14 protein-coding genes are annotated in these 13,474 nt (G+C 36.4%); 7 read left to right on the top strand and 7 right to left on the bottom strand.

Annotation, left to right across the window (positions count from 1 at the left end):
- Positions 1 to 148 precede the first annotated feature (148 nt).
- Positions 149 to 1,165, bottom strand: coding sequence for a UDP-N-acetylmuramate dehydrogenase (murB, locus tag KO521_RS10980; protein ID WP_215939976.1), 1,017 nt, complete (start codon positions 1,163 to 1,165; stop codon positions 149 to 151).
- A complete protein-coding gene (locus KO521_RS10985) occupies positions 1,165 to 2,355 on the bottom strand; it encodes a pyridoxal phosphate-dependent aminotransferase (protein WP_215939977.1) in 1,191 nt (396 codons plus the stop codon). The genes murB and KO521_RS10985 overlap by 1 nt, the downstream gene beginning before the upstream one ends.
- Before the next feature lie 131 nt (positions 2,356 to 2,486).
- Between KO521_RS10985 and KO521_RS20535 the strand changes: the two genes are divergently transcribed.
- Both KO521_RS20535 and KO521_RS10990 read left to right on the top strand, forming a co-directional pair.
- Positions 2,487 to 2,621: a hypothetical protein gene (locus KO521_RS20535; RefSeq protein ID WP_289846413.1), complete on the top strand. Its 135-nt coding sequence runs from the start codon at positions 2,487 to 2,489 to the stop codon at positions 2,619 to 2,621.
- A 4-nt stretch (positions 2,622 to 2,625) separates the two neighbouring features.
- Positions 2,626 to 3,825 carry an aspartyl protease family protein gene (locus KO521_RS10990; protein WP_252730023.1) on the top strand — a complete coding sequence of 400 codons (1,200 nt, stop codon included), beginning with the start codon at positions 2,626 to 2,628 and terminating at the stop codon, positions 3,823 to 3,825.
- 48 nt (positions 3,826 to 3,873) lie between these two features.
- Here the strand turns inward: KO521_RS10990 and KO521_RS10995 are convergent, their stop codons facing one another.
- Positions 3,874 to 4,260, bottom strand: coding sequence for a DUF1573 domain-containing protein (locus tag KO521_RS10995; RefSeq protein ID WP_215939978.1), 387 nt, complete (start codon positions 4,258 to 4,260; stop codon positions 3,874 to 3,876).
- 199 nt (positions 4,261 to 4,459) lie between these two features.
- On the opposite strand from KO521_RS10995, the gene KO521_RS11000 reads away from it, so the two are divergent.
- Positions 4,460 to 7,090 (top strand): valine--tRNA ligase, encoded by a 2,631-nt coding sequence (locus tag KO521_RS11000; protein ID WP_215939979.1) that lies wholly within the window; start codon positions 4,460 to 4,462, stop codon positions 7,088 to 7,090.
- A 28-nt stretch (positions 7,091 to 7,118) separates the two neighbouring features.
- Here KO521_RS11000 and KO521_RS11005 read toward each other — a convergent pair whose 3' ends face one another.
- Complete coding sequence (locus KO521_RS11005; protein WP_215939980.1) at positions 7,119 to 7,958, bottom strand: zinc-ribbon domain-containing protein; 840 nt, start codon at positions 7,956 to 7,958, stop codon at positions 7,119 to 7,121.
- Positions 7,959 to 8,134: 176 nt separating this feature from the next.
- Here KO521_RS11005 and KO521_RS11010 point away from each other — a divergent pair, with 176 nt between their 5' ends.
- From KO521_RS11010 to KO521_RS11025, 4 genes are all read left to right on the top strand, one after another.
- Positions 8,135 to 8,704, top strand: a complete 570-nt coding sequence (locus KO521_RS11010; protein WP_215939981.1) for a TetR/AcrR family transcriptional regulator — start codon at positions 8,135 to 8,137, stop codon at positions 8,702 to 8,704.
- Between the two features lie 277 nt (positions 8,705 to 8,981).
- On the top strand, positions 8,982 to 9,575 hold the full coding sequence (locus KO521_RS11015) for a hypothetical protein (protein WP_215939982.1): 594 nt from the start codon (positions 8,982 to 8,984) through the stop codon (positions 9,573 to 9,575).
- 50 nt (positions 9,576 to 9,625) lie between these two features.
- Positions 9,626 to 10,894 carry a sterol desaturase family protein gene (locus KO521_RS11020; RefSeq protein ID WP_215939983.1) on the top strand — a complete coding sequence of 423 codons (1,269 nt, stop codon included), beginning with the start codon at positions 9,626 to 9,628 and terminating at the stop codon, positions 10,892 to 10,894.
- Positions 10,895 to 10,968: 74 nt separating this feature from the next.
- The gene (locus tag KO521_RS11025; protein WP_215939984.1) at positions 10,969 to 11,730 is read left to right on the top strand and encodes a creatininase family protein; all 762 of its coding nucleotides are present in this window, start codon (positions 10,969 to 10,971) and stop codon (positions 11,728 to 11,730) included.
- Between the two features lie 26 nt (positions 11,731 to 11,756).
- Here KO521_RS11025 and KO521_RS11030 read toward each other — a convergent pair whose 3' ends face one another.
- The 3 genes from KO521_RS11030 to KO521_RS11040 are packed head-to-tail and all read right to left on the bottom strand — an operon-like array spanning position 11,757 to position 13,474.
- Complete coding sequence (locus KO521_RS11030; protein WP_215939985.1) at positions 11,757 to 12,023, bottom strand: acyl-CoA-binding protein; 267 nt, start codon at positions 12,021 to 12,023, stop codon at positions 11,757 to 11,759.
- Complete coding sequence (locus KO521_RS11035; protein ID WP_215939986.1) at positions 11,998 to 12,681, bottom strand: phosphatidylserine decarboxylase family protein; 684 nt, start codon at positions 12,679 to 12,681, stop codon at positions 11,998 to 12,000. Before KO521_RS11035 ends, KO521_RS11030 begins: the two co-directional genes overlap by 26 nt.
- Complete coding sequence (locus KO521_RS11040) at positions 12,671 to 13,474, bottom strand: phosphatidate cytidylyltransferase (protein WP_215939987.1); 804 nt, start codon at positions 13,472 to 13,474, stop codon at positions 12,671 to 12,673. Before KO521_RS11040 ends, KO521_RS11035 begins: the two co-directional genes overlap by 11 nt.

The raw sequence follows: 13,474 nt of genomic DNA on the forward strand, positions 1-13,474 counted from the left end.
TATATGTTTAAACGCTAATTTATAAAATTGATTTTTATATAGGCGTTTTAAAAATATTAATAATATAAATGTGCACTTGGTAACTGCACATTTAATTTTTGGTTAGTTTGGTTTGGTATAGCCCCCGAGATTCTTCTTTGGGGGTTATTTATTTTATGATGTTTACCTCCGGTAATATACTAATACCGAATTTTTTATCCACTTCATCAATGATTCTATATGCCAAGTTTAATATTTGCTGGCCTGTAGCTTCACCATGGTTTACAAGCACTAATGCTTGATTTTCGTGAATCCCTGCGTCACCGAATCTCTTGCCTTTGAAACCACATTGTTCAATTAGCCAACCTGCTGGTATTTTATAGCTTTCATCTGTAATTTTATAAGATGGAGCTTCGGGGTGGAGTGCAATGAACTTTGTGTAGTCTTCTAGGCTTATGATCGGGTTTTTGAAAAAACTCCCGCTATTGCCCAAAACTGCGGGGTCTGGCAATTTACTTTGCCTAATTGCTATTACAGCATTTGAAATATCTTTTATGGTTGGGTCTAAAATCCCCATTTTCGTTAGTTCGGTTTCAATGGCGCCATATGAGGTGTTCTTCTTATGGTTGTTTTTGCTTAATTGAAATGTTACCGATGTAATAATGTATTTTCCCTTTCCTTCATTCTTAAAAAAAGAATCACGATAACCAAATTTACAATCTTCTTTTGAAAAAGTCTTTATGGTCTGTGTTTCCATATGCATTGCGTCACAAGAAACAAAATTGTCTTTTAATTCTACACCATAAGCGCCAATATTTTGAATTGGAGCTGTGCCTGTATTGCCTGGAATAAGTGACATGTTTTCTAGACCTCCAAAATTGTGGTCTAAGGTCCATAGCACCATTTGATGCCAGTTTTCGCCGGCCATTACCTTTAAGATAACCTTGTCATCACTTTCTTCAATGACTTCTTTTCCTTTTAGATTGATATGGAAAACCAAGGCATCAACATCATTGGTTATAAGCATATTACTGCCACCGCTTAATATGAATTTATTAGGATATCCATCCAATTGAAGCGCCTGTTTAAGATCTTTTAAACTATTGATTTCTATAAAGAACCGTGCCTTGGCATCAATTCCAAAAGTATTATAGGGCTTAAGGGATATATCTTTTTTGACCTCCATTAAGCTATATAACTTTTTAACGCTTCCTTTAGTATGTTAACGGCCCTTTTTAAGTTGTCCTTGTCCAAAACATAGGCAATCCTTATCTGGTTCTTCCCATAACCTTCCGAGGCATAAAACCCTGCGGCAGGTGCGACCATAACAGTTTCATTGTTCAATCTAAAATCTTCCAATAGCCACTGTGCAAAATCATCTGCATCTGTAATAGGTAATTCTGCAATACAGTAAAAGGCACCTTGGGGCCTACCAATTTTAATACCATCTATTTTTTCTAATTCTTCAATAAGTATATTTCTTCTGCCAACATATTCTTCTTTGACATCATCAAAATAACTTTGTGGTGTTTCCAAAGCGGCTTCGCTAGCAATTTGGGCATAAGTTGGCGGTGATAATCGTGCTTGTGCAAACTTTAAAGCCGTTTTAATAACCTCTCTGTTTTTTGTTACTAAACAACCAATACGAGCGCCACACATACTATATCTCTTGCTTACGGAGTCTACGATAATGGCATTTTCCTCTAATCCTTTTTCTTGTAGAATAGAGTAGTGCTCCTTACCATCATAAGTGAATTCTCTATATACTTCGTCCGCAATTAAGAATAGGTCATGCTTTTTAACGATGGCAGCTAGTTTCTTAATTTCTTCTTTGGTGTACAGGTAGCCCGTAGGGTTCCCTGGGTTACATATAAGTATAGCCTTTGTTCTTGGGGTAATCAACTTTTCGAATTCTTCAATGGCAGGAAGGGCAAAATTAGAATCGATGTGAGATATTACGGGAACAACTTTTACTCCTGTAGCGGTTGCAAAGCCGTTATAGTTCGCGTAAAACGGTTCTGGAATAATAATTTCATCACCATTATCTGCAATGCTGCCCATTGTAAAAGCAAGAGCTTCAGAACCACCGGTGGTTACAATTATATCTTTCCCTTCTACCAGAATATCGTTTTTAGCATAGTATGCGGCAAGTTTTTCGCGATATTCTTCGGAACCTTCGGTACGGCTGTAGGCTATAACGTCTAATGTGTTATTCTTTACTGCATCTAAGGCTACCTGGGGTGTTTTGATATCAGGTTGACCAATGTTTAGGTGAATTACTTTAACGCCTTTCTTCTTTGCTTCTTCAGCAAAAGGAACTAATTTTCTAATAGGCGATTCGGGCATAGAAAGCCCTTTTTGTGATACTAAAGGCATATAGGTGCTATTTTGCTGCAAAAATGAGGAAACCAAACGAGAAAACCATGCGAGATAAGGAAATCGTTTATTGGTCTTTTGTTAAAAAATCATATGTGTATCTTAAAATATCGTAGATTAAAGAGGATAATATGAAAAAAGTTGAAAAAGCTGCAACCACATATCATATTCTTTTTAATGTTACTTTCTTCATTGGTAACGGCACAGGGCTTCTATTTGCCTCAGGGGCAGAAAGTGCAAAAAATAAAATTTCAGTTCCTAAATAATCTTATGATAGTGCCTATTGACGTTAATGGCACAGAATTATCTTTTATACTTGATTCTGGGGTAAGTACGCCTATTTTGTTCAATATATCCGAAACCGATTCGGTACAGATCAACAATGTCTCGGAGGTTAGTATTAAAGGTTTTGGAAATGATGCGCCTATAAAAGCCCTGATTTCAAAAGGAAATCAATTTCGACTAAAAAATATAACGAATGAGAATCAGAAGCTTTTCATTGTAATGGATAAGAGTATTAATTTTTCTACCTCTTTGGGTATTCCCGTACACGGTATCATAGGGTATGACCTTTTTAGAGATTTTGTGGTGGACATCAACTACATCAAAAAAATCATCAAATTCAGAGATTCCAACAGTTATACATATAAAAAAAGTGAAAACAAGGAGGTTTTACCTCTATCAATAAGGGCTAAGAAGGCGTATTTAAATACTGGCCTTCAATTAAAGCAAGGCAAGGAGCTTCCTGTTCGCTTACTTTTGGATACCGGTAGTAGTGATGCGCTTTGGCTTTTTGAGAACGATTCAATAAATGTTCCGGATAAGCACTATGATGATTTTTTAGGTAAAGGTCTAAATGGAAATATATATGGAAAAAGAACAAAAGTAGACGGCCTGCGCATAGGGCGTTTTGTTTTAAAGGATGCAAAAGCGGCTTTTCCGGATAAAGAATCTATGCGTGCACTCAAGAATCTGGTGAGTCGTAACGGCAGTCTTGGTGGCTGTGTATTAAAACGTTTTCATGTGGTTTTTGATTACCGGCGTAACCGTATTGTACTGAGTAAGAATTCTAACTTCAATAAGCCTTTTAAATACAATTTATCCGGATTGGACCTCCAACATGATGGAATCCGTTACATAGCGGAAAGTATTGCTGATGAAAGGGGAGTGGTATATAATGATAAAAGAGAATTTGGTGATGTACAGGTACTTTTTGAAGATCAAACTAGACTTAGTGTGGCTCCGGAAATAATTGTATCCGCTATTAGGGCTGGAAGTCCTGCACACGAAGTGGGTCTAAAGGAGGGTGATGTTATATTGGCAGTGAACGGAAAAAAAATTCACAAATACAAACTTCAGGATATTTTGGAGATGATCAATGAAAAGGAAGGCAAACGTATTAAACTCTTAATTGAGCGCTACAATTCTGATTTGCTTTTTACGTTCGTTCTAAAAAATATGCTCAAATAAAAAGCCCCGATCGTTCGATCAGGGCTTTTTTGAATTTTATAGATAATGTTATTTGCCTTCAGCGGCCTTAACCTCACCTTTAATTTTTAGAACCTTAGTAGGTGTGTCTGCATTAGAGATAACGGTAATCGCTTTTCTAATAGGACCTACACGGTTAGTATCATATTTTACAGAAATCTCACCTGTTTTTCCCGGTAAAATTGGATCTTCGGGTTTTTTAGGAATTGTACAACCACAACTAGAGCTTACCTTACTGATAATAAGAGGTGCTTGCCCCGTATTCGTAAATTCAAAAACGCGAACACCATCGGCTCCTTTTTGGATTTCACCGTAATCCACGGTTTCAGATTTGAATTCAATTTTGGCCGCTTTGTCCTGTGCGGTTAGGGATAAGCCCATTAGGCCAACAAATAATACAAGTACTATTTTTTTCATTTTGTTAAATTTAGGGAATAATAAAGATAAATCTTTTCAGATGAACCTCCAAAATTCTTTTGTTATCTGTTAACGTTACTTATTTTTGTTTCGTATTTAAAATTCGGCAAAATTGCCATAAACTATATATAACGTAACTACTTATTTCGGTCTTTATTGTTACGACCGTCATTCCTTAGACAAAAACCGTTCCAAAAATATGGATATCCCTTCTAAATATGAGGCCTTAAAAGCTGAAAGCCACTGGTATGACTACTGGATGGAGCATGACTATTTTTCTTCTACGCCAGATGAAAGAGAGCCGTATACTATAGTAATTCCTCCTCCAAATGTTACTGGAGTACTTCATATGGGGCATATGCTTAATAATACCATACAAGATGTATTAATTAGAAGAGCGCGTCTAATGGGGAAAAATGCATGTTGGGTGCCTGGTATGGACCATGCTTCTATTGCCACTGAGGCCAAAGTTGTGGCTAAATTAAAATCAGAAGGTATTGATAAGGCTGATTTAAGTAGAGAAGAGTTTCTAAAACATGCGTGGGATTGGACGGATGAATACGGTGGTGCTATTCTTGGGCAACTTAAAAAATTAGGAGCATCCTGCGATTGGAAACGCACGAAGTTTACCATGGATGATGACATGTACCAATCTGTAATCAAGGTTTTTGTTGATTTATTCAATAAAGGTCTGATTTATAGAGGGCATCGTATGGTTAACTGGGATCCAGAAGCGCAGACCACACTTTCTGATGAAGAGGTCATCTATGAGGAAAAGCAAGGTCTTTTATATTACTTGTCTTACCCAATTGAAGGTTCTGATGAGCGTGTAACTATTGCTACAACAAGGCCTGAAACAATCTTAGGGGATACTGCTATTTGCATTAACCCTAATGATGAACGGTACCGCCATTTACGTGGTAAGAAAGTAGTGGTCCCTATTTCCGGAAGGGTAATACCTATCATAGAAGATGAATATGTAGATATTGAATTTGGAACAGGTTGTTTAAAAATAACTCCAGCTCATGATATTAACGATAAGGCATTAGGGGAAAAGCATAATCTTGAAACCATAGATATTTTCAATGCTAATGCTACTTTAAACTCATTTGGACTGCATTACGAAGGCAAGGACCGTTTTGTTGTCCGAAAAGAAATTACCAAGGAACTTGAAGAAAAAGGATTTTTGGTAAAGAAAGAGAACTACGTAAATAAAGTTGGTACTTCTGAACGTACTAAAGCGGTCATTGAGCCACGTTTGAGTGATCAATGGTTCTTAAAGATGGAAGATTTAGTAAAGCCTGCTATCAAGGCAGTACTTGAAACTGAAGAAGTAAAGTTCTTCCCAAAAAAATTCGAGAATACGTATCGCCATTGGATGGAGAATATTCGCGATTGGAATATTTCCCGTCAGCTGTGGTGGGGACAACAGATTCCCGCTTTCTATTTCGGTGACGGGCAAGAAGATTTTGTAGTTGCAGAAACTGCCGGAGAGGCCTTGAAATTGGCGCAAGAAAAGTCGGGGAATGCCAATTTGACAGAAGCTAACCTTAGGCAAGATGAAGATGCTTTGGATACTTGGTTTTCTTCGTGGTTATGGCCAATAAGTGTTTTTAACGGTATTTTGGAACCTGACAATGAAGAAGTAAACTATTATTATCCTACCAACGATTTGGTTACGGGTCCGGATATTATTTTCTTTTGGGTGGCCAGAATGATTATTTCCGGGTATGAATATCGTGATGAGCGTCCTTTTCAAAATGTATATTTTACTGGGTTGGTACGGGATAAGCAACGTAGAAAAATGTCTAAGTCGCTAGGAAATTCACCAGATGCACTTAAATTGATAGAGGATTACGGTGCAGATGGTGTTCGTGTTGGACTTTTATTAAGTTCTGCTGCGGGTAACGATCTAATGTTCGATGAAGATTTATGCCAACAAGGGAAGAACTTCGCCAATAAAATATGGAATGGTTTCCGACTGTTAAAAGGGTGGGAAATAGCAGATTTACCGCAACCTGAAGCGTCTAAACTAGGAATTGATTGGTATAAAGCCAAATTCAATAAAACCTTGGTTGAGATTGAAGACCATTTTAGTAAATACCGTATTTCGGATGCTTTAATGGCTATTTATAAATTGGTTTGGGATGATTATAGTTCCTGGTTGTTGGAGATTATAAAACCTGATTACCAAAAACCTATTGATAGGACTACTTACGAAGCGGTTATTTCTTTGTTTGAACAAAACTTGAAACTGTTACATCCGTTTATGCCCTTCTTAACAGAAGAGGTGTGGCAACACATTACGGAACGTACACCGGAAAATGCTTTGGTTGTTGCTGAATGGCCAAAAGTGGAGAAGGTAGACGAAGTACTTATTGACAGTTTTGATATTGCGGCTGAAGTTGTTTCTGGGGTTAGAAATATCCGAAAAGAAAAGAATATACCAATGAAGGAGAGTTTAGAGCTTATGGTTTTAAACGAAGGTGATTTGGCTAAAATTTGGGACGTAGTTATAGAAAAACTGACTAATATTTCTGAAGTATCTTATGTTGAGACCACGGTAGACGGCGCTTTGTCTTTTAGAGTAAAGAGTAATGAATACTTTGTGCCCATGAGTGGCGCAATAGATATTGAGGCAGAAATTAAAAAGATAGAAGAAGAATTGAAGTATACTAAAGGCTTTTTAAAATCCGTACAGAAGAAACTTTCCAATGAGCGTTTTGTTAATAATGCACCAGAAAAAGTGATAAGTATAGAGCGCCAAAAGCAAGCGGATGCTGAGGCTAAAATAGAAACATTAGAGAAAAGTTTAGCTAGTTTGGAGTAAGCTTTTCTACTAAATTAAATACAGTCGGTTATTCTATTAATAGAGTATCCGGCTGTTTTGTTAAAGGGCGATTAGGGCTGTCATTCCCATAAAAGGGGAGTAGTTTGTATTTATCGGCAAATCGTCCTCTAATATCTTCCTGTGTGGGTGTGCGTACAAGAACGGTATTCCACTTTCCTTTAATACCAATATAGAGCGAATCGAATTGTTTTTGTGAATCTATTTGATAAATACAATCTTCTAATATTTCAAGAATGTCTTTTCTAAATTTGGGTTCAATCTTTTTAATATCTTTTATTCTTAAAAGTATTAAAAGTTTGTTTGCGTTCTGCTTTGAATAGTATTCAATGTTTTCTGTATCTACCCCACTTACTATTTCATAATCAACACAACTTTTTAGAGATGTTGAAATAGAATCTTTATGGTTTTTAGTTAATTTGGCAACTTTTTTTAAATCAGCATCCAACCATTCTTTTCTGGGGTCTATATCGGCAGTGTTATTGGTATCTCCGGAGCGAGAATAAACTCCAAAAATTGACAATGAAAAGACGATTATGAAAAATAAAACAAGAATCAAACATCCTGAGCTCTGCCACAAGGGTCGTTTGGCAGGGTTTGTATTATTTTCTACCTCAAGGCTTTTGAGCATCTCAGGGGTAAACTCTGCAAATGCGTAACTTTTTTTACAATGACTACATTCTGCTATGTGCTTTTTCCAAAGCGGGAACATTGGTATCCAGAAGAAGTGAAAATAGTTGCCATAGGTAGATACGGTAAAAGAATCTTGCGATTGGCAGTAAAGACATGTTGTTCTCCTCAGTTTTCGTTCCTTGATTTTACTGGCGCGCGTGCCGAAAAAGAAAATCATATAGTTTAATTGTATTAATAGGCTTGGTGACAACCTTTTGTTATTCTTTAACGTCAAAGGTATGACGTTGATTGTATTTCATTCTCCCTGTATTCAGGGATTTATGGATTTTATTTAATATTAAGTTGTAAATTTATAAATGAATTTATATTCACTTTAATTGTAATATCAGTAATGTGAGATTAAAAGACGACACCAAAATAAATTCGATTTTTAAGGCGGCTACAGAGCTGACTTCAGAGGTGGGGCTTGATAAACTAACCATGTCATCAATAGCAAAAAAAGCAAAAGTAGCAGCGGGAACACTTTATATATATTTTGATAGTAAGGAGCAGTTGCTTAATGAATTATATATGCATTTATTGATGGGGGGTACACTTTCTATACTTCCGTCCATTCAACATCTACCTCTTAAAAAACAATTTCAAGTAATTTGGTCAAATGTTTTAAAGTTCCGTGTTTCCAATAGTTCGGAGGTTATTTTTATGCATCAGTTTAGATATTCATCCTATGTTTCCGCGGAAAGCAATAAGCTAGACGAGCAGTTTATTAGTTTTATAAATAATCTTTTGGATCGAGGTAAAGAAGAGCTGATTGTTAAGGATATAGATAATGATTTGATAATACCAATGTTATATGGTTATGCAAATACATTGGCAAGACAATTGTCTTTGGATAAGGTAGATGTTACCGACGAAATTATTAATCAAACATTTTCTATCTGTTGGGATGCTATAAAGTCTTAAAATTTTAACATTTATAAATGAACCAAAATTCATTTATAGGCGTATATTGTAATGTCTTATCAGATTTGCAGTATCGAAAATTGGTTAATAGTAGCTCCATATTCTTACTTGGATACATATTTTTTGAGATTTGTTCAATCTGCTTAAGTCATTGGAGGCCCCATTTGTCATGAATATATTTGTTCCCCCACTTTCTGACTTCGGGGTCCTTCTTTTTTGTTCCGTTAATCTTTTTAATTAACTTTTCATGTTTATATTTATGTAAAACCAATATGATATGAAAAAAATTATATTTCTAACAACTCTATTGTCGGTTTGTTTTGTGACTTCACAAGAAACTAAGACCGGGATACTATCAACTGATATTCAAATTAAAACCGCGGTCCTCCCGGCACCGGAAGCTGATAAAAATACAGCCATGGTTTATGGGTATGATAGCTCTGGAAAATTAATGGTGTTAAGGGAGGGTACTAGTAATTTAATATGTATTGGAGATGACCCGGAAAAAGAAGGGGTAAGTGTTGCTTGCTATTCCAAAACATTGGAACCTTTTATGAAAAGAGGAAGGGAGTTAACCGCTGAAGGAAAAAACACTAAAGAGAAACGTGAAATTCAAGGTGCTGAAGTAGCTGCGGGTAAGTGGCAAATGCCTATCGTGCCCAGTATGCTTTATATTTATTACGGAAGTGATGAGGCCTATGACAAAGAAACGGGTGAATTGGGAGATGGGCAATACCGTTATGTAATTTATACGCCTTTTGCTACTGCAGAATCTACTGGGTTGCCAATAAAACCTCATGAAAAGGGAATGCCTTGGTTAATGGATCCTGGCACTTTTCGAGCTCATATCATGGTGGGACCATTTAATTAAGACAGAACTTAAAAAGTTTGCGTCAATATTCAAAATTTAAAACATCCTAGGTGGAAACTTATGCTAAGGCTCTTTTATATGCAATTCCTTTTTTTGTGGTGCTTTTAGTCATAGAAATAGGATATGGCTATTTTGTTAAAAATCAGAAACATAAGGTAATGGACTCTGTTTCAAGTATCAGCTCCGGTTTTACAAACATTATAAAAGATACTTTGGGTTTGGGTTTTATTTTGATTACCTATCCTTTTTTACTAGAGCATTTGGCGGTATTTAAATTAGAAAGTACATGGCTTCTTTGGCTTGTGGCTTTTGTAGTAATAGATTTTGCTGGCTATTGGAACCATCGGTTGAATCACAAAGTAAATTTTTTTTGGAACCAACATGTTATTCATCATAGTAGTGAAGAGTTCAATTTGGCATGTGCGCTGCGTCAATCGATTTCTAATTTAATCGGTTATTTTCCTCTGTTATTGATTCCTGCTGCTTTTTTTGGGGTGCCTAACGAGATCATAGCTATTCTAGCTCCCGTTCACTTGTTTGCGCAATTTTGGTATCATACACAACATATAGGTAAACTGGGTTGGGCGGAATATATAATAGTTACGCCGTCTCAACATAGGGTTCACCATGCTATCAACCCGGAATATATAGATAAGAATTTAGGTCAGATTCTTTGTGTTTGGGATCGTTGGTTTGGTACGTTTCAAGAAGAACTGAAAGATGTGCCGCCTCAATATGGTGTTTTGAAACCTGCTTCTACGTGGAATCCAATTCCTATTAATTTCCAACATATTTGGCGGTTGATTAAAGATGCTTGGCATACGAAAAGCTACTGGGATAAAATACGCATATGGTTTATGCCAACGGGTTGGCGGCCTAGTGATGTAAAGACAAGATATCCTATTCAGGTAATTAAGGATGTTTATACCTTCCAGCGCTATGAAACACCGGCCTCCAATGCCTTAAAAAGCTATGCAATTTTTCAGCTTATTACCACCACATTGTTTTTATGGTTTATGTTCTACAATTATACGGAGATAGGTGTAAGTGGCCTTTTGTTATTTGGCTTTGTAGTCTTTACCGGTATTTATGGATACACAACACTAATGGACCGTAAGCACTACGCTGTTTATATAGAGTTGTTTAGAGGGGCATTAGGATTGCTGTTATTATTATTTTCGGGAGATTGGTTTGGATTAAATAACTATATCACTTTTGGTAGTTGGCTTGTTGCTATCTATTTTATGATTACTATATTTTGCGGTTTTTATTTTACCTATTTTGAATCAGCTGTTCACGATAGTAAAACAATAGTGTGATGGCTTTTTATACTTTAGCATAAGCCGATGTTTACTTAAACCTAGTATATTATTTTTTTAGATAACAGTCATTTATGAGACCATATATTTTAGCGGAGACCAATTGGAAAGCCTTGAAGAATGAGAAATTTGATTTAGCCATATTGCCATGGGGAGCTACAGAGGCCCATAATTATCATTTGCCTTATGCAACGGATAATTTTCAAGCAGACCATATGACCGCGGAGTCTGCGCGCATTGCATGGGACAAAGGATGTAAACCTATTGTGTTGCCTACTATTCCGTTTGGGGTTAATACGGGCCAATCTGATATCTATCTTGATATAAACTTAAATCCGAGTACACAGTTGGCAATATTGACTGATATTGTTGAGGTCTTGAACAGACAGGGAATTTACAAGCTTTTGATTTTTAATGGCCACGGAGGCAATAATTTTAAGCCATTGGTTCGTGAACTAGGGTACAAGTTTCCTAAAATGTTCATTAGCTTTTGTTTTTTTCCAGGCGTGTTGGACAAGGATTTGTATTTTGATGAAAAAGGAGATCATGCAGATGAAATGGAGACTAGTCTAATGCTCTACCTTCAGCCAGATTTGGTGTTACCTAAAGAGGAATGGGGAGATGGATTTTCTAAGAAGTATAAGATTAAAGCCTTTTCGGAAGGTTGGGCTTGGGCTGAAAGGGAATGGTCAAAAATAAGTGAAGATACTGGTGTTGGTAATCCTCATAAGTCTACAAAAGAAAAAGGTGAACGTTTTTTCAAGGACGTAACTGAAAAATTGGGTGGTTTTATCTATGAGCTTTGTAAGGCAGATAAAAAAGACCTTTATGAATAAATCGGTCTTGTAATAATTGAAAAATATTATTTTTTATTTTTGACTTCAGCCTTAACGAGCTTTATATATGCTTTCATTGCATCATCTCGTTTAATGTTTTTAGCCTGAATTAGGGCATTGGCCTTAAATGCATTGATTAAAGGAGTTCTACTTCCTGGATTGCTATAGTTTCTATTCGCTATTTTATAATAGGCGTAGAGCTTAAGCAGTAGATCGGCTGGCAGAGGTTCGGTAAAGTTGTTCATGAACTCTACCGCCCTGTCGAAATCAGTATGTAATTTCTCCTTCTTCATTCTTTTTTAGAACTGCGGCAACACAAGTCTCTGCACCTATTACTTTTTGGTTTAGTTTAACGGTAATCGCGCAATCTAAGGGTAAAAACAAATCTACTCTAGAACCGAATTTTATAAAACCTGCATCTTCACCTTGTTGAACGTTGTCACCTTCTTCCGCATAGTTCACTATTCGTCGCGCTAAGGCACCCGCAATCTGTCTGTAAAGGATATCTCCAAATTTCGGTGTACGGATAACTACAGTGGTTCGTTCGTTCTCTGTGCTGGATTTAGGATGCCATGCCACCAAATATTTTCCAGGATGATATTTTGAATATTTTACGCTTCCGCTCACAGGATAACGTGTAACATGAACGTTTGTTGGAGACATGAAAATAGATACCTGTATACGTTTATCCTTAAAGAATTCTGTTTCTTCAACCTCTTCAATAACAACCACTTTGCCATCTACGGGAGCCAATATGTCATCAAAGTTCTTTGCTACTTTACGAGTTGGGTTTCTAAAAAATTGAAGAATTAAAATTAAAAATACTACGGCCAATAATTGAATTCCTAATCGAAGCCATGGAATTTCTATAGCATATTGAGAGCCGAGTATAACTGCTGCGACTATAAAAAAGGTGATCAGAATAATTTTTTGACCCTCTCTATGAAACATGGGCAAATATTTTTAAGGTTAAGTACGCAAACGGCGCTGCAAATATTAAACTATCTAGGCGATCTAGCATGCCGCCATGGCCGGGTAAAATAGCACCACTATCTTTTACGCCTGCCGTTCTTTTAAATTTGGACTCTATTAAATCTCCCAGATTACCCGATATTACAATCACTACAGCTAATATTACCCATTGAATGGGGTTTAAAATAGGTTCATATTTAGCCATAAAATAAGCTGATCCAACGGCAAAAACTAATCCGCCAAGAGCACCTTCTATAGTTTTCTTTGGTGACACCGCAGAAAATAACTTGGTCCGCCCAAAGCTACGACCCACAATGTAAGCAAACGAATCATTTACCCAAATTAAGATAAAAATACCTATAATTAGAAACTTGGCAAAGTCATTATTGGTATATGGGATCATTGTAAGGAAGATGCAACCTCCTCCTACATAGAATAAACCAATAAGAAATTTTTGAACGGTATTGAAAAGTTTGGTCCTTTTTGAGAAAAGGTAAAAAAGCAACATGCAATTTACAACAAGGGTACAGCCCAATAGAACGTAGACCAATGTCATGTCACTTACAAAGTATATGAATGCCCACCAAAGAATTAAATAGGCACCATAAATATGAAGTCCTTTTAAGTCTACCAGCTTTTTGTATTCATTTAAGCAAGCAAGCCCAAAAATCATGAACAAAAAGTCAAAGGCATCTGAACTTAAAAAGACCGCGGACAACAATAAAAAGATGTAAACAGCTCCTGTAATTGAACGCCTTAAAACTTCCTTCAT

It is taken from the genome of Zobellia uliginosa (genome assembly GCF_018860745.1).
GTDB lineage: Bacteria > Bacteroidota > Bacteroidia > Flavobacteriales > Flavobacteriaceae > Zobellia > Zobellia uliginosa_B.